Source organism: Roseovarius sp. AK1035 (genome assembly GCF_003288315.1).
GTDB lineage: Bacteria > Pseudomonadota > Alphaproteobacteria > Rhodobacterales > Rhodobacteraceae > Roseovarius > Roseovarius mucosus_A.
Genome location: NZ_CP030099.1, coordinates 3745840 through 3760373, shown reverse-complemented (window position 1 = coordinate 3760373; position 14534 = coordinate 3745840). Strand labels below are relative to the sequence as shown.

Annotated in this window: 16 protein-coding genes; all 16 read left to right on the top strand. The window is 63.1% G+C overall.

Features of this window, described 5'->3' with window-relative positions:
* Window positions 1-78: 78 nt before the first annotated feature.
* The 16 genes from hypF to hypD all read left to right on the top strand — a co-directional run bounded on the left by hypF (window position 79) and on the right by hypD (window position 14478).
* Entirely contained in the window at window positions 79-2292 is a 2214-nt protein-coding gene (gene hypF / locus RAK1035_RS17920; RefSeq protein WP_008282512.1) for a carbamoyltransferase HypF, read from the top strand.
* 210 nt (window positions 2293-2502) lie between these two features.
* Window positions 2503-3609: a hydrogenase small subunit gene (locus RAK1035_RS17915; RefSeq protein WP_008282510.1), complete on the top strand. Its 1107-nt coding sequence runs from the start codon at window positions 2503-2505 to the stop codon at window positions 3607-3609.
* A gap of 3 nt (window positions 3610-3612) precedes the next feature.
* On the top strand, window positions 3613-5403 hold the full coding sequence (locus RAK1035_RS17910) for a nickel-dependent hydrogenase large subunit (RefSeq protein ID WP_008282509.1): 1791 nt from the start codon (window positions 3613-3615) through the stop codon (window positions 5401-5403).
* A 19-nt stretch (window positions 5404-5422) separates the two neighbouring features.
* Window positions 5423-5614 (top strand): hypothetical protein, encoded by a 192-nt coding sequence (locus RAK1035_RS17905; RefSeq protein ID WP_008282508.1) that lies wholly within the window; start codon window positions 5423-5425, stop codon window positions 5612-5614.
* A 12-nt stretch (window positions 5615-5626) separates the two neighbouring features.
* Window positions 5627-6364, top strand: a complete 738-nt coding sequence (cybH, locus tag RAK1035_RS17900) for a Ni/Fe-hydrogenase, b-type cytochrome subunit (RefSeq protein WP_008282506.1) — start codon at window positions 5627-5629, stop codon at window positions 6362-6364.
* A 245-nt stretch (window positions 6365-6609) separates the two neighbouring features.
* On the top strand, window positions 6610-7218 hold the full coding sequence (locus tag RAK1035_RS17895) for a HyaD/HybD family hydrogenase maturation endopeptidase (RefSeq protein ID WP_008282504.1): 609 nt from the start codon (window positions 6610-6612) through the stop codon (window positions 7216-7218).
* A gap of 3 nt (window positions 7219-7221) precedes the next feature.
* Entirely contained in the window at window positions 7222-7542 is a 321-nt protein-coding gene (locus RAK1035_RS17890) for a HypC/HybG/HupF family hydrogenase formation chaperone (protein WP_008282503.1), read from the top strand.
* A gap of 13 nt (window positions 7543-7555) precedes the next feature.
* Complete coding sequence (locus tag RAK1035_RS17885; RefSeq protein ID WP_008282502.1) at window positions 7556-7936, top strand: hydrogenase accessory protein; 381 nt, start codon at window positions 7556-7558, stop codon at window positions 7934-7936.
* A gap of 12 nt (window positions 7937-7948) precedes the next feature.
* Window positions 7949-8782, top strand: coding sequence for a hydrogenase expression/formation protein (locus RAK1035_RS17880; RefSeq protein ID WP_008282501.1), 834 nt, complete (start codon window positions 7949-7951; stop codon window positions 8780-8782).
* Window positions 8779-9564, top strand: a complete 786-nt coding sequence (hybE, locus tag RAK1035_RS17875) for a [NiFe]-hydrogenase assembly chaperone HybE (RefSeq protein WP_008282500.1) — start codon at window positions 8779-8781, stop codon at window positions 9562-9564. Before RAK1035_RS17880 ends, hybE begins: the two co-directional genes overlap by 4 nt.
* Before the next feature lie 4 nt (window positions 9565-9568).
* Window positions 9569-10420, top strand: a complete 852-nt coding sequence (locus RAK1035_RS17870) for a hypothetical protein (RefSeq protein WP_008282499.1) — start codon at window positions 9569-9571, stop codon at window positions 10418-10420.
* Window positions 10413-10754 (top strand): hydrogenase maturation nickel metallochaperone HypA, encoded by a 342-nt coding sequence (gene hypA, locus RAK1035_RS17865; RefSeq protein WP_008282498.1) that lies wholly within the window; start codon window positions 10413-10415, stop codon window positions 10752-10754. Before RAK1035_RS17870 ends, hypA begins: the two co-directional genes overlap by 8 nt.
* Entirely contained in the window at window positions 10754-11569 is an 816-nt protein-coding gene (gene hypB, locus RAK1035_RS17860; protein ID WP_008282497.1) for a hydrogenase nickel incorporation protein HypB, read from the top strand. The genes hypA and hypB overlap by 1 nt, the downstream gene beginning before the upstream one ends.
* A gap of 3 nt (window positions 11570-11572) precedes the next feature.
* Entirely contained in the window at window positions 11573-13045 is a 1473-nt protein-coding gene (locus tag RAK1035_RS17855; RefSeq protein ID WP_008282496.1) for a sigma-54-dependent transcriptional regulator, read from the top strand.
* A 3-nt stretch (window positions 13046-13048) separates the two neighbouring features.
* Window positions 13049-13339, top strand: coding sequence for a HypC/HybG/HupF family hydrogenase formation chaperone (gene hypC / locus RAK1035_RS17850; protein WP_008282495.1), 291 nt, complete (start codon window positions 13049-13051; stop codon window positions 13337-13339).
* Window positions 13336-14478, top strand: a complete 1143-nt coding sequence (gene hypD / locus RAK1035_RS17845) for a hydrogenase formation protein HypD (RefSeq protein ID WP_008282494.1) — start codon at window positions 13336-13338, stop codon at window positions 14476-14478. The genes hypC and hypD overlap by 4 nt, the downstream gene beginning before the upstream one ends.
* Window positions 14479-14534: the final 56 nt, after the last annotated feature.

Here is a 14534-nt window from a genome sequence, read left to right as displayed (position 1 = left end):
GGGCGTGGGGGCGCTGCCCCCGTCGCGCCGATGGCGCGACCCCCCCGAGGTATTTGAGGCCAGATGAAAGGCCGGGCTATGGATGAAGGCTGGCGTATCCGGGTGCGGGGGCAGGTGCAGGGTGTGGGATTTCGCCCCTATATCTGGCAGTTGGCGCGGCAAATGGGGCTGCGTGGCCGCGTGTTCAACGATCCTGAGGGGGTGTTGATCGAGGCGGCGGGCGCGCAGCTGGCGGCGTTTGTCGCGGCTATTCCAGAGCGCGCGCCGGTTTTGGCGCGGGTCGATGCGGTTTTGCACGAGGTGGCGGTGTTCGATCTGCCCGAGGGGTTCGAGATTGCGCCGAGCCGGGGCGTGGGGGCCGAAACGCGGGTGACGCCTGATGCCGCGAGTTGCCCGGACTGCGTGGCGGAGGTGTTCGCGCCGGGACGCAGGCAGGGCTATGCCTTTACCAATTGCACCCATTGCGGGCCGCGTTTCACCATATTGCAGGGGCTGCCCTATGATCGGGCGCGCACCACGATGGCGGCGTTTCCGATGTGTGCCGCCTGTCGCGCCGAATATGAAGACCCTGCCGACCGGCGGTTCCATGCGCAGCCTGTGGCCTGTCCTGAATGTGGCCCGAGGGTTTGGCTGGAGCCGGGGGGTGGCGATGCCGTTGCGGGGGCTGTGGCGGTGCTGCGGGCGGGGGGGAGTATCGCGGTCAAGGGGTTGGGCGGGTTTCATCTGGCCTGTGATGCAGGGAGCGGTGAGGCCGTGGCGCGGTTGCGGGCGCGCAAGCGGCGGCCCGGCAAGCCCTTTGCGCTGATGGGAACGCTGGCGATGATCCGGGCGGTCTGCGCCGTGTCAGAGGAGGAGGCGGCGCTTTTGCGCGACCCTGCGGCACCGATTGTTTTGTTGCGCAAGAGGGCGGAGGTCTTGCCCGATGTGGTTGCGCCGGGGCAGGCGGTGCTGGGTTGGATGCTGCCCTATACGCCGTTGCATCATCTGTTGATCGCGGAATTTGGCGGGCCTTTGGTGATGACCTCGGGCAATCTGTCGGGCGAGCCGCAGGTGATTGGTAATGAGGAAGCGCGCGAAAAGCTGGGCGGGTTCGTGGATGCGTTTTTGATGCATGACCGCGTGATTGCCCGGCGGCTGGATGACAGCGTGGAGCGCGCGCATCCGCCGATGGTCTTGCGCCGCGCGCGGGGGCGGGTGCCGGGCACGCTGCCCCTTCCTGTGGGGTTTGAGGGCGCGCCGCAGGTCCTGGCCTATGGCGGGCAGATGAAGGCGGCGCTGTGCTTGGTGAAAAGCGGTCAGGCGCTCTTGGGGCATCATCTGGGCGAGTTGGATGAGGCGCTGACATGGGAGGCGTTTCTGGCGGCGGAGGCCGATTATGCGGCGCTGTTCGATCATCGGCCTGAGGTGGTGGCCTGCGATCCGCACCCCGGATACCGCGCGACGCAGGCGGCCCATGCGCGAGGCGTGCCGGTGATCGAAGTGCAGCATCATCACGCGCATATGGCGGCCTGCATGGCCGAAAATGGTTGGCCCTTGGCGGCGGGCCGGGTGGCGGGGATCGTGCTGGACGGGGTGGGATTGGGGCCCGATGGCACGATTTGGGGCGGTGAGGTATTGCTGGGCGATTATCTGGGGTTTGAGCGGCGCGGCTGGTTGACCCCGGTCGCGATGCCCGGCGGCGACCGGGCAAGCCGCGAGCCATGGCGCGTTGCGCTGGCGCAGCTGGATGCGGCGGGGTTGGGGCATCTGGCCGATGAGCTGTTTGGCACACGGCCCTTGGCCGTGCTGCGGCAGGCGATACGCGCCGGGGTCAATGCGCCGCTGACCTCTTCGGCGGGTCGGCTTTTTGATGCGTTTGCGGCGGCTTTGGGATTTGAAGGCGCGCAAACCTATGAGGGCGAGGCCGCGATGGGGTTGGAGGCGCGGGCGGTCTTGGGCGATGTGGGGGCCTATCCGCTGGGGGGCGTTGAGGGCGTGATCGAGACTGCCCCGCTGTGGCAGGCTTGGGCGCAGGACCGTGCGGCGGGGGTTGCGCCCGAGGTGATGGCGGGGCGGTTTCAGGCTGGGCTGGCGCGGGGATTTGCAGCCCGCGCGCGGGCTTTGATTGCGAGCGGAGAGGCGCAAGCCGTGGCGCTTTCGGGCGGGTGTTTTCAGAATGCGCTTTTGTTGGACTTGACCCTTGCGGCGCTGGGGGATGTGCCGGTGCTGATCCATCGCGGCACGCCTGCCAATGATGGCGGTCTGGCGTTGGGGCAGGCGGTGGTTGCGGCGGCACGGGCGGTAAGCGGCTGACCGGCGGGGGCGGCAGGGCGGTTAGCGACTGGCCGGTGGAGACGCGGCGCCTGTGCGCAAAACGCTGACAAGCTCATGATTTCATTTCAGTTTATTATCGTGGCGGCAGAGGTGTCTTTTCTTGGACAGGAGGCGCGCGCCTTGGTCTGATGATCCTTGAGGGGATGTATACGCGTGCATCCCGAGGGGAAGACTGAGGGAGGACCAGCCGTGAGCCAGATCGAAACCTTCTATGATGTGATGCGCAGGCAGGGGATCACCCGGCGCAGTTTCATGAAATACTGCTCTTTGACCGCTGCTGCTTTGGGGCTGAGCCCGGCCATGGTGCCACGCATTGCCCATGCGATGGAGACCAAGCCGCGCACGCCGGTGATCTGGGTGCATGGGTTGGAATGCACCTGTTGTTCAGAGAGTTTCATCCGCTCGGCGCATCCGCTGGCCAAGGATGTGGTGCTGTCAATGATCAGCCTTGATTACGACGACACGCTGATGGCGGCGGCGGGGCATGCCGCTGAGGCGGCATTTGAAGAGACGATCCAGAAATACAAGGGCCAGTATATTCTGGCGGTCGAGGGCAATCCGCCGCTGAACGAGGACGGGATGTTCTGTATCACCGGGGGCAAGCCCTTTGTGGAAAAGCTGCGCCATGCGGCCAAGGATGCCAAGGCGATCATAAGCTGGGGCGCTTGTGCGTCTTATGGCTGTGTGCAGGCGGCCAAGCCCAATCCGACGCAGGCCACGCCCGTGCATAAGGTGATCACGGACAAGCCGATCATCAAGGTGCCGGGATGCCCGCCGATTGCCGAAGTGATGACCGGGGTCATCACCTATATGCTGACCTTTGACCGTCTGCCGGAATTGGATCGGCAGGGGCGGCCGGCGATGTTTTACGGTCAGCGTATCCATGACAAGTGCTATCGTCGGCCGCATTTTGATGCGGGCCAATTCGTTGAGGCTTGGGACGACGAGAACGCGCGCAAGGGCTATTGCCTCTATAAGATGGGGTGCAAGGGGCCGACCACCTATAACGCTTGTTCCACCGTGCGCTGGAATGAGGGCGTGAGTTTTCCCATTCAATCGGGCCATGGCTGTATCGGCTGTTCCGAGGATGGGTTCTGGGATCAGGGCAGTTTCTATGACCGGGTGACGGACCTGACGCAGTTCGGGGTTGAGGCCAATGCCGACAAGGTGGGGATAGCCGCCGCCGGTGTGGTGGGCGGCGCTGTGGCGGTTCATGCCGCCGTTTCCGCGCTGAAGGCCGCGCAGAAAAAGACCCAGACCGAACCCAGCAAGCAATCCAGCAAAGAGGAGGCATGAGCCATGACTGTGACCCCAAACGGCTTTGACCTCGACACGACAGGCCGCCGCATCGTGGTGGACCCGGTGACGCGGATCGAAGGGCATATGCGCTGCGAAGTGAATGTGGACGAGCAGGGTGTGATCCGCAACGCGGTCTCGACCGGCACCATGTGGCGGGGCTTGGAGGTGATTTTGAAGGGCCGCGATCCGCGCGACGCCTGGGCCTTTACCGAGCGGATTTGCGGGGTGTGTACCGGCACGCATGCGCTGACATCGGTGCGCGCGGTTGAGGATGCGTTGGGTATCACGATCCCCGACAATGCCAATTCGATCCGTAATATCATGCAGTTGAACCTGGAAATTCATGACCATGTCGTGCATTTCTATCACCTGCATGCGCTGGATTGGGTGAACCCGATCAATGCGTTGCGCGCCGATCCCAAGGCGACGAGCGAATTGCAGCAGGCGGTGAGCCCGTCGCATCCGCTGTCTTCGCCGGGATATTTCCGCGATGTGCAGAACCGGCTCAAGAAATTTGTCGAGAGCGGGCAGCTTGGCCTGTTCAAGAACGGCTATTGGGACAATCCCGCCTATCTCTTGCCGCCTGAGGCGGATTTGATGGCGACGACGCATTACCTTGAGGCGCTCGATCTGCAAAAGGAGATCGTCAAGGTTCACACCATCTTTGGCGGCAAGAACCCGCATCCCAACTGGCTGGTGGGCGGCGTGCCCTGCCCGATCAACGTGCATTCCACCGGGGCGGTAGGGGCGATCAATATGGAGCGGCTGAATTTGGTCAGCTCGATCATTGATCTGTGCAACGAGTTCAATCGCAACGTGTATTTGCCGGATGTCATTGCCATTGGTGGCTTTTATAAAGGCTGGCTGCATGGCGGTGGGCTGTCGGGAAAATCGGTCATGGCCTATGGGGATTTCCCCGAGAACCCCAATGATTTCTCGCCCGCGAACCTGCATTTGCCGCGCGGCGCCATTATCAATGGCAATCTCAACGAGGTGCATGAGGTTGATGTGCGCGATCCTGAGCAGATTCAGGAGTTCGTCGATCATAGCTGGTATCGCTATGGGGAGGCGGGCAAGGGGCTGCATCCGTGGGATGGCGAAACCGAGGCCAATTACGAGCTTGGCCCCAATGCCAAGGGCACGCGCACCAATATCCTAGAGATTGACGAGGCGGCGAAATATAGCTGGATCAAGGCCCCGCGCTGGAAGGGGCACGCGATGGAGGTGGGGCCGCTGGCGCGCTATGTCGTGGGCTATGCGCAGGGGCATGAGGATATCCGCAATCAGGTGGATGGCCTGTTGCGGGCGCTCGATGTGCCGTTTGATGCGATCTTCTCGACCCTTGGGCGGACGGCGGCGCGGGCGCTGGAAAGCGAATATTGCGGGCGGCTGCAAAAGCATTTCTTCGACAAGCTGGTGCAGAACATCAAGAACGGCGATGAAAGCACTGCAAATATTGCGAAATGGGACCCAAGCACATGGCCCAAAGAGGCCAAGGGCGTGGGCATGACCGAGGCACCGCGCGGCGCGCTGGGCCATTGGATCAAGATCAAGGATGGCCGCATCGAGAATTATCAATGCGTGGTCCCGACCACCTGGAACGGTTCGCCCCGTGATACGGCGGGCAATATCGGGGCGTTCGAGGCAAGCCTGATGAACACGCCGATGGAGCGCCCCGACGAGCCGGTCGAAATCCTGCGCACCCTGCACAGTTTCGATCCGTGTCTGGCCTGTTCGACGCATGTGATGTCGGAAGAGGGTGCCGAGTTGACCACCGTCAAGGTCCGTTAAGCCAAGGGAGGAGAAGGCAATGAAATACGCGATCACGATGTATCTGGCTGGGGCTGGCGCGGCACTGGCGCATCCGGGGCATGATCTGAACCTGCCGCAGGAGGGGGTGTCGCATTGGTTGGCAGCACCTGTGCATGCGCCGGGGCTGATCCTGTTGGCGGCGGTTCTGGGCGGGCTGGCGGTTTGGCGCGCTGCGCGCAACCGGGATTGAGGGGGCCATGCCATGAGCACGACCGAAAGCGGGCTGCAAGACGTGGATGAGAGCGATCTTGCCACGGTCAGCCGACAGACAAGCGTCTATGTCTATGAGGTGCCGGTGCGCCTGTGGCATTGGATCAATGCGGCCGCGATCCTGATCCTGTGCGTGACAGGCTATTTCATCGGCTCCCCGCCGCCGTCGATGCAGATTGCCGAGGCGACGCATCAGTTTGTCTTTGGTTATATCCGGTTCGCGCATTTCGCAGCCGGGTGGATTCTGACGGTAGGATTTCTGGGGCGGATGTATTGGGCGATCTTTGGCAATCACCATGCGCGGCAGCTATTCTATGTGCCGATCTGGCGAGGGTCCTGGTGGCGCGAGGTGTTTTTTGAGGTGCGTTGGTATCTGTTTCTGGAACGGGCCCCCAAGAAATACGTGGGCCACAACCCGCTGGCGCAATTGGCGATGTTCTGTTTCATCACGCTGGGGGTGAGTTTCATGATCGTCACGGGCCTTGCGCTTTATTCCGAAGGATTGGGCAAAGAAAGCGGGCTTTATGCGCTCTTTGGTTGGGTGTTCACGCTGTTTGGCAACAACCCGCATATCGTGCATACCTATCATCATCTTGGCATGTGGTGGATCGTTATCTTCATGATCGTGCATATCTATGTGGCGATCCGAGAGGATATCATGAGCCGTCAATCCATCGTCTCGACGATGATCTCGGGCACGCGGACCTTTAAGGATGATCTGCCGGACTGAGGGGGTTTTATGGGATGAGAGTGCAGAAAAGCGGGCGTTCGGCCCGCTTTTTTATTTGGTTGATTGGTTTCCGAATTGATGTGAATGTGAAAAGTAGCTTTGCATATTGTTGCGATCCAGAGCGCTAATCATCTGTTTTTAATTCACTTTTTAGCAGGGTGTGTAAATCGGTTTTTGGTGTTCACCGGCATGCCAAGGTGGCCATTCTAGGGCCAGAGATAAGGCTGCGGCATGGAGGAGGGGACATGCAACCGAGCGTGCTGATACTGGGCATCGGAAACGTGCTCTGGGCGGATGAGGGGTTTGGTGTGCGCTGTGTCGAGCGGCTGGCGGCGCGCTGGTCGTTTGGGCCGGGGGTGACGGTGCTGGATGGTGGCACGCAGGGGCTATACCTTTTGCCGTTCATGGAGGCCGCTGACCGGCTGATCGTGTTCGACGCGGTCGATTACGGGCTGGTGCCCGGCACGATAAAGATTGTCGAGGACGAGGCCGTGCCCGCCTTTATGGGCGCGAAAAAGATGAGCCTGCATCAGACCGGATTTCAGGATGTGATCGCGACGGCGCAACTGATGGGCTATTGCCCGGACCACCTGTTGCTGATCGGCTGTCAGCCTGAAGAGCTGGAGGATTACGGCGGCGGGCTGCGTGCCGTTGTGGCGGCGCAGATTGATCCGGCGATTGAGGTGGCGCTGGCGCGGTTGCGCGACTGGGGCATTGAGATGCGCCCCGGCATGAGCGATGCCACCTATCTTGCGGATCCGTCGATCCGGCAGGACGCCTATGAGACGGGCCGCCCGAGTGCCGATGTCGCCTGTCGCGTTGGCGATGCGCGGTTCTTTCCCGGTGAGGGCTGAGCGATGTGTGTCGGCATTCCCATGCAGGTTCTGTCAGTCGATGGGATCGCCGCGCGCGCCACGGATGGCGAGGACGAGACGTTGATTGATCTGACGCTGACAGGGCCTTTGGCCCCCGGCACATGGGTTCTGACCCATTTGGGTGCCGCACGCGAGGTATTGGAGGCGGGCGAGGCGGTCAAGATCGCCGCCGCCGTGCGCGCGCTCAAATCCATCATGGCGGGGGGCGGGATAGGCGATGCCTTTGCCGATCTGGAGGCGCGCGCGCCTGCCTTGCCGCCGCATCTGGAAACCGCCCGCGCTGCGGGCAAGACAACCGCATGAGGGAGGGAAGGCCATGACACATCCGTTGATTGACCGGCTGAGCGCCGAACTGGGCTGGCCCTATTTGAATACGGTGGACGATCTGACCGCCTTTACCATGGGTGAGGGGGTGCATGCCTTGTTCATCCCCGGTGATCCCGCGCGCAATCTGGAAAGCGCCGATGTGGCGGTGATCCTGCCCGAATTGCGCATGGCCTTTCAGGGGCGGTTTGATTGCGCTGTGGTGGGTGATGCGATTGAGACGGAGCTGCGCGAGGCGACCCGCGTGCTGAAAACGCCCAGCCTGATTTTCTACCGCGCGGGCGCGGTGATCGGCGCGCTGCCCAAGGTGCGCGATTGGGATGAATACATGGCCCGGATCACGCAGATCCTGACCCGCAGCAACGCCGCCTGAGGAGGGCACGATATGGTCAGCAATTTTCACCTGCCCCCCACCGGTTTTGGCCCCGGATCGCAGCCCTTGGGCGAGGAGGGCGCGGCGCTGGAATATCTGCCGATGCCGCAGGACATGCGCGCCTATTCCCCGCATCTGCCCGAGGTCGAGGTGGACGACCGCCTGATGCCTGCGCTGGACCTTTTGGGCGAGATTGCCCATGCCGCGACGGCCTGCGGGCGGGATGGGGTGAACCGGCGGTTTGATCTGTCGGGGTTGGACGCTGCCAATCGTGCGCTTGTCGCCGAGACGATGGGCGCGGGCGAGGTGGCGATCAAGATCCACGACATTCCGGCGATTGCGGTGCAGGAAAGCGTTTTCGCCGGGGTTTGGGGGCTGAAAGGCGCGGGAGTGGATGCCATCGAGGTTGGGCCGGTGCCGGCACAGGCGCTGAGCCGCGCCTTTGCCCCGCGCCGGGCCATGCGAGAGGTGCCGCGCAGCGCACAGGTGGTGAATGCGCCGCCGCTGTTGATTGAGTTGCAGGATAAATCGGCACATTTCGTGCCGGGGGCAGAGGCGCATGTGATCAACCTTACGCTTTTGCCGCATACCGAGGCGGATCTGGAGTGGTTGGAGGCGCAGCTTGGCCAAGGCTCTGTCGATATTCTGTCGCGGGGCTATGGCAATTGCCGGATCACCGCGACCGCCTTGCCGCATGTCTGGCGGGTGCGGTTCTATAACTCGATGGATGTGCTTATTCTCGATACGTTCGAGGTGACGGCCATGCCCGAGGTGGCCTTGGCCGCGCCTGAGGATTTGGACGACAGCGGCGGGCGCATTGGTGAAGTGTTGGAGGCGATCCGATGAGCGGCTTTGAGGGGTCGTATCTGGGGGCCAATGACAAGATCAGCCCGCAGGCGATCATGGAATGCAAGATTTGCTGGACGCCCTATGATCCGGCTGAGGGCGACGACACCCGGCAGATTGACCCCGGCACGCCGTTCATGGCGCTGCCCGAGGATTGGAAATGCCCCAATTGCGATGCGCCCAAAGAACAATTTCTGGTGGGCGAGGACCCCGGCAGCGGGGCCATTGCAGAGGCGGCGATGATCGGGGCCAAGACCCATGCGCTGGTCACGGATTTCACCGAAGTCTGGCATGGCAAAATGCGCGATGTGCCGATTGTGAACAAGCTCTTGCATGTGCAAGCGGTGGGGTTTCACGTGCATGAGGGGCGGCCAATCGGGGTTTTGATCAGCCCGTGGTTCATGAACCTTGTGCAATTGCCTGCCGAGGGTGAGGATTGGTCGACCCTTGTGCCGGGGACCAAAGAGGTGATCGGATTTGCCTCGGGCGAGTATGAATTCATCCACAATGTGCGCGAGATGGTGGGGGGCTATAAGGCCTGTTCGCTGTTTTCCCCGATGGGCGAGTTTCGCAGCCAAGCGCAGGCGGTTGATGTGGCACGGGCGGTGATGGTGGCGCTCTTTCAGGACGAGCACCGTGCCGAGACCGACCGCGCCGCCGATATCCGCGCTGCGCGGGAGGCGGAATTGGCGCTGTTAGACGTGCCGACGTTGCCAGAGGTTCTATCGGAGGCCCCGACCCGGCGGCAGGTGATTTCCGGCGGTTTGGCAGGCGAGGGCTGAGGCGATGCTGGACCTTGACCGGAACGTGAGTGGCTTGCGCGCGATGCCTGCACCGCCCCTGCCGCTGGCGCGTCTGGTCGAGGGGCGCGAGGTAGAGGCGGTGGCCGAGTTGCTGCCGCGGCTTTTCAACCTCTGCCGCGTGGCGCAGACACTCGGGCTGCGGATGGCCTTGGGGTTGGAGAGGGGTGAGAGCGGCGCGCTCGCGGCTGAGATTGCGCGCGAACATGCCCTGAAGCTGAGCGTGGTCTGGCCGGTGCGGCTGGGCCTGCCTGCGCAGGTGGGCCGGGAGGTGCTGGGCGGTGACTTTCCGGGCGATGCGGACGGGTTTGCGCGGTATATGCGGGGAGATGTCGGGATTGGGCCGCTGTTGCGGGCGGTGGCGGGGCGGTTTGGGCCGGGCGAGGGGGGTTGTGGCGTTATGCCCGTGGTAACCCCCGAGAGCATTTTCACCCTGAGCGCGCAAGAAAACTCTATCGCCGCGCGGCATCTGGTGCATCCGGTGATGCGCCACGTCGAGGCGCACTATGGGCGGGGACCGCTCTGGCGCGTTGTGGCGCGGGCGCTCGATCTGCAAGCGGCGTTGCGGGGCGATTTGCCCATACCGCAGCTTACCCCGGACGGGGTGGCGGTGGTGCCCGCCGCGCGCGGGCTTTATGCGGTGCGGGCCGAGGTTCGGGCGGGCCGGGTTTGGCATCTTGAACGGGTGACGCCCACCGATCACCTGATGGCGTGTGGCGGACCCATGGCGCAGGCGCTTGCCAGCCTGCCGCGGGCCAAGCATGCTGAGGCGGGGCTATTGGTCGATCTGCTTGATCCGTGCTCGCCGGTCACGCTGGAGGGGGGCGCAGATGCATGAGATGTCGTTGGTTGAGGGCATGCGCCGGGTGATCGAGGATCAGGCGCGGGTGCATGCCTTTGCACAGGTCAAGGTGCTGCGGGTCGAAATCGGGCGCTTTGCCTGTGTCGAGAAACCAGCGCTGGAATTTGCCTTTGACGTGGTGATGCGCGGCAGCGTGGCCGAGGGGGCGCGGCTCGAGATGATCGACTTGGTCGGTCGGGCGCTGTGCTACGACTGCATGACCGAGGTCGAGATTGCCGAGCGGCTGTCGCCCTGTCCGGACTGTGGTGGCGGGCGGCTGATGCCGGTGGCGGGGGAAGAAATGCGGATCAAGGATATGGAGGTGATCTGATGTGCACGGTTTGCGGATGTGGAACGGGAACGGTCGAAGGGCAGGGGCATGATCATCACCACCATGCCCCCCATCATCATGGTCATGGCGATTTGCATTTCGGCCATGGTCCGGCGGGGGTTGAGGTGGCGGGGATGTCTCAGGCGCGGCTGATCGAGATCGAGACCGATATTCTGGCCAAGAATGACCGTTATGCCGCCGCCAACCGGGCGCGGCTGGCGGCATTAAGGGCCTTTGCGATCAATCTTGTGTCGTCACCGGGATCGGGCAAGACCACCGTTTTGTGCAAGACGATCGAGGCCTTGGGCGCGCAGCCCTTGGCGGTGATCGAGGGCGATCAGCAGACCGCCAATGATGCCGACCGCATTCGTGCCACCGGGGCGCAGGCCGTGCAGATCAATACGGGCAAGGGCTGTCATCTGGATGGGCATATGGTGGGCCATGCGATGGAGCATCTGGATCTTGCGCCCGCCTCGCTGCTTTTTATCGAGAATGTCGGCAATCTGGTTTGCCCCGCTGCGTTCGATCTGGGCGAGGATTGCAAGGTGGCAATCCTGAGTGTGACCGAGGGTGAGGACAAGCCGCTGAAATATCCCGATATGTTCACCGCCTCACGGCTGGCCTTGCTGAACAAGGTTGATCTTGCGCCCTATTGCGATGTCGATCTCGATCTCTATGAGGCCAATCTGCGCCGCGTCAATCCGGGGCTGGAGGTGATCCGCATCTCGGCGCGCACGGGCGAGGGGATGCAAAGCTGGCTGGGCTGGTTGCAAGGCGCGCTGGCGCGCAAAGCGGCCCGCGCGGCGGCGGAGTGAGGGATGACGACCCTGCCCACCCTTCTGCTGGTCGATGACGAGGCGCATTCCCTGAATGCCATGCGGATGGCGTTGGAGGATGAGTTCGATTGTCTGACGGCCTCGGACGCGGACGAGGCGGCGCGGTTGATGGCCGAGCATGACGTGCAGGTGATTTTCTGCGATCAGCGCATGCCCGGACGCTCGGGTGTGGCGTTTCTGACCGACATGCGCGACCGCTGGCCTGAAACGGTGCGTATCATCATCACCGGGTTCACCGAAACGAATGACATGATCGCGGCGATCAATGAGGCGGGGATTTATCAGTTTGTCACCAAGCCTTGGCATCCCGATCACCTGTTGATGACCGCCAAGAATGCCGCCGACCTTTTTCGTCTGAGCCGCGAGCATGAGCGGATGTCGCTGGAAATGCGCTATCTGGCGCGCACTGTCGAAAGCAAGCTTGGGCAGCAGCGTCGGGCGCTGCGCGAGGGGCTGGGATTTGAAAAGGTGCTGCGCGCGCCAAATTCACCCCTCAACGCTGTGATCGCGCAGGCCCGGCAATACGCGAGTTTCGATGTGCCAGTGTTGATCACCGGCGAGGCGGGCACCGGCAAGGCGGCGCTGGCGCGGGCGATGCACTATGGGTCGTTGCGCGCGGACCGACCATTTCAGGAAATCGACTGCACCGGGGTGGAGGACGATATTCTCGAGTTGGAGCTGTTCGGCGCAAGGCGGGGTGCGATTGCGGGGCTTCAGACCGGCAAGGTGGGGCTGGTGCAAAAGGCGGATCGGGGCACGCTGTTCCTTAATGGTCTGGCGGGGCTGAGCCCGAGGATGCAACTGGCGCTGTTGCGGGTGGCGCGGGATGGGGCGTTTCGCCCGGCGGGCAGCCATGAGGTGAGCCGTGTTGATCTGCGCCTGCTGGGGGGCGCAGACTGCGATTTGCGTATCGCGGTGGCTGAGGGGCGATTTCGCGCGGATCTGTATTATGCCCTGGCGCGGGCGGTGCTGGAGATGCCGCCGCTGCGCGAGCGGCGCGGCGATATCGGGCTTTTGGCGCAAACGCTGTTGTTTGACGCGGCGGCGGCGCATGGCAAGCCGGTGCATGGTCTGTCAGAGGATGCGACCCGGTTTCTGGCGGGCTATGACTGGCCCGGAAACCTGCGCGAGTTGGAAAACGAGGTCACGCGCATGTTGATCTTTTCGCAAGATAGCGTGCTGGGGCCAGAGTTGATCTCGCGGCATATCCTGCAGGCGGCGCCCGGCACGCAGCCTGATCTGGCCTTGGGGGCGGTGTTGACAGGGCGCGGCACGCTGAAAGACCGGGTGGACGAGGTCGAGGCGCGCATTCTGCGCGAGACCCTGACGCGGCTGAAATGGAACAAGAGCCGCGCGGCGCAGGAACTGGATCTGAGCCGAGTGGGCCTGCGCGCCAAGATCGAGCGTTATGGCATCGAGGAACCGGGCAAAGTGCCCCAATCAGAGGAGGAGTGAGCCATGTGTCTGGGAATACCCGGTCAGATCATTGCCGTTACCGATGCCGCCCGCATGATGGCCATGGCCGAGGTCTCGGGTGTGCGGCGCGCGGTCAATGTGGCCTGTATTGCGCAGGGGCCGCTTGACGATCTTGTGGGGCAATGGGCGCTGATCCATGTGGGCTTTGCCATGGCGGTGATTGACGCCGACGAGGCGGCCAAGACGCTGGAGGCGTTGCGAGGCTTGGGCGAAGCACAGGAAACGCTGGAGGCCATGGCGGCGGGCGATGCGGCACTGGAGGGGCAGGTATGAAATACGCAGATGAATTCCGCGACCCCAAGGCGGCGCAGGCGCTTTTGGCGCGGATTGCCGCTGTGACGGATGAGATTGGCGCGACCGCGGAAAACCCCACGCGCATCATGGAGGTTTGTGGCGGGCATACCCATGCGATCTTTCGCTACGGCCTCGACAAGTTGGTGCCGGAGGGTTTGGATTTCATCCATGGCCCCGGCTGTCCGGTCTGTGTGCTGCCGATGGCGCGGGTGGATGAATGTGTGGAACTGGCCGAAGATCCGCGCGTGATCTTTACCACCTTTGGCGATGCGATGCGCGTGCCGGGCAGCGCCAAGAGCCTGCTTCAGGCCAAGGCCGAGGGGGCGGATATCCGCATGGTCTATTCGCCGCTGGATGCGTTGGAAATTGCGCGGCGCAACCCCGAGCGCGAGGTTGTTTTCTTTGGTCTGGGGTTTGAGACCACGACGCCGTCAACGGCGCTGTCGATCCAAGCGGCGGCGCGTGAGGGGTTGGCGAATTTCAGTGTGTTTTGCAATCACATCACCGTGCCACCCCCCATCAAGGCGCTGCTCGATGACCCGTATATGCGGCTGGATGGGTTTGTCGGGCCGGGGCATGTGTCGATGGTGATTGGCATCCATCCCTATGATTTCATCGCCCGCGACTATGGCAAGCCCATCGTGGTGGCGGGGTTCGAGCCATTGGACCTGCTGCAATCGGTGCTGATGGTGCTGGAACAGATCCGCGACGGGCGGGCGGAGGTGGAAAACCAATATGCCCGCGTTGTGCCGGAACATGGCAATCCGGTAAGCCTTGCGGCGATTGCCGATGTCTACGAGCCGCGCCCCTCGTTCGAGTGGCGGGGCTTGGGCGAAATTGACGCAAGCGGGCTGCGCATCCGCCCGGCCTATGCTGCCTATGACGCAGAGGTGAAGTTTGGCGTGGGCTATGGGGCCGAGCGCCGCACTGTGCCAGAGCCCGAGGGCTGCGCCTGCGGGGCAGTGATGACGGGGCGGATCAAGCCAGTGGAATGCCCACAGTTTGGGCGCGGCTGCACGCCAGAGATGCCGCTTGGCGCGCTGATGGTCAGTTCGGAAGGGGCCTGTGCCGCCTATTATCAGTATGGCGGTGCGCGGGCTGTGGAGCGGGCGGGATAGGGGGCGCTGCGCCTGCGCCTTTGGCGCTCTTCCTGAGTATTTTTGGAAAGATGACA

What these genes read in the sequence shown, in the direction of transcription:
- RAK1035_RS17895 (WP_008282504.1), top strand. Translation starts at nt 6,610, where the DNA reads ATGCAACCGAGCGTGCTGATACTGGGCATCGGAAACGTGCTCTGGGCG.
- hybE (WP_008282500.1), top strand. Translation starts at nt 8,779, where the DNA reads ATGAGCGGCTTTGAGGGGTCGTATCTGGGGGCCAATGACAAGATCAGC.
- hypC (WP_008282495.1), top strand. Translation starts at nt 13,049, where the DNA reads ATGTGTCTGGGAATACCCGGTCAGATCATTGCCGTTACCGATGCCGCC.
- RAK1035_RS17910 (WP_008282509.1), top strand. Translation starts at nt 3,613, where the DNA reads ATGACTGTGACCCCAAACGGCTTTGACCTCGACACGACAGGCCGCCGC.
- RAK1035_RS17870 (WP_008282499.1), top strand. Translation starts at nt 9,569, where the DNA reads ATGCTGGACCTTGACCGGAACGTGAGTGGCTTGCGCGCGATGCCTGCA.
- RAK1035_RS17880 (WP_008282501.1), top strand. Translation starts at nt 7,949, where the DNA reads ATGGTCAGCAATTTTCACCTGCCCCCCACCGGTTTTGGCCCCGGATCG.
- hypD (WP_008282494.1), top strand. Translation starts at nt 13,336, where the DNA reads ATGAAATACGCAGATGAATTCCGCGACCCCAAGGCGGCGCAGGCGCTT.
- RAK1035_RS17855 (WP_008282496.1), top strand. Translation starts at nt 11,573, where the DNA reads ATGACGACCCTGCCCACCCTTCTGCTGGTCGATGACGAGGCGCATTCC.
- hypA (WP_008282498.1), top strand. Translation starts at nt 10,413, where the DNA reads ATGCATGAGATGTCGTTGGTTGAGGGCATGCGCCGGGTGATCGAGGAT.
- hypF (WP_008282512.1), top strand. Translation starts at nt 79, where the DNA reads ATGGATGAAGGCTGGCGTATCCGGGTGCGGGGGCAGGTGCAGGGTGTG.
- RAK1035_RS17905 (WP_008282508.1), top strand. Translation starts at nt 5,423, where the DNA reads ATGAAATACGCGATCACGATGTATCTGGCTGGGGCTGGCGCGGCACTG.
- RAK1035_RS17885 (WP_008282502.1), top strand. Translation starts at nt 7,556, where the DNA reads ATGACACATCCGTTGATTGACCGGCTGAGCGCCGAACTGGGCTGGCCC.
- hypB (WP_008282497.1), top strand. Translation starts at nt 10,754, where the DNA reads ATGTGCACGGTTTGCGGATGTGGAACGGGAACGGTCGAAGGGCAGGGG.
- RAK1035_RS17890 (WP_008282503.1), top strand. Translation starts at nt 7,222, where the DNA reads ATGTGTGTCGGCATTCCCATGCAGGTTCTGTCAGTCGATGGGATCGCC.
- cybH (WP_008282506.1), top strand. Translation starts at nt 5,627, where the DNA reads ATGAGCACGACCGAAAGCGGGCTGCAAGACGTGGATGAGAGCGATCTT.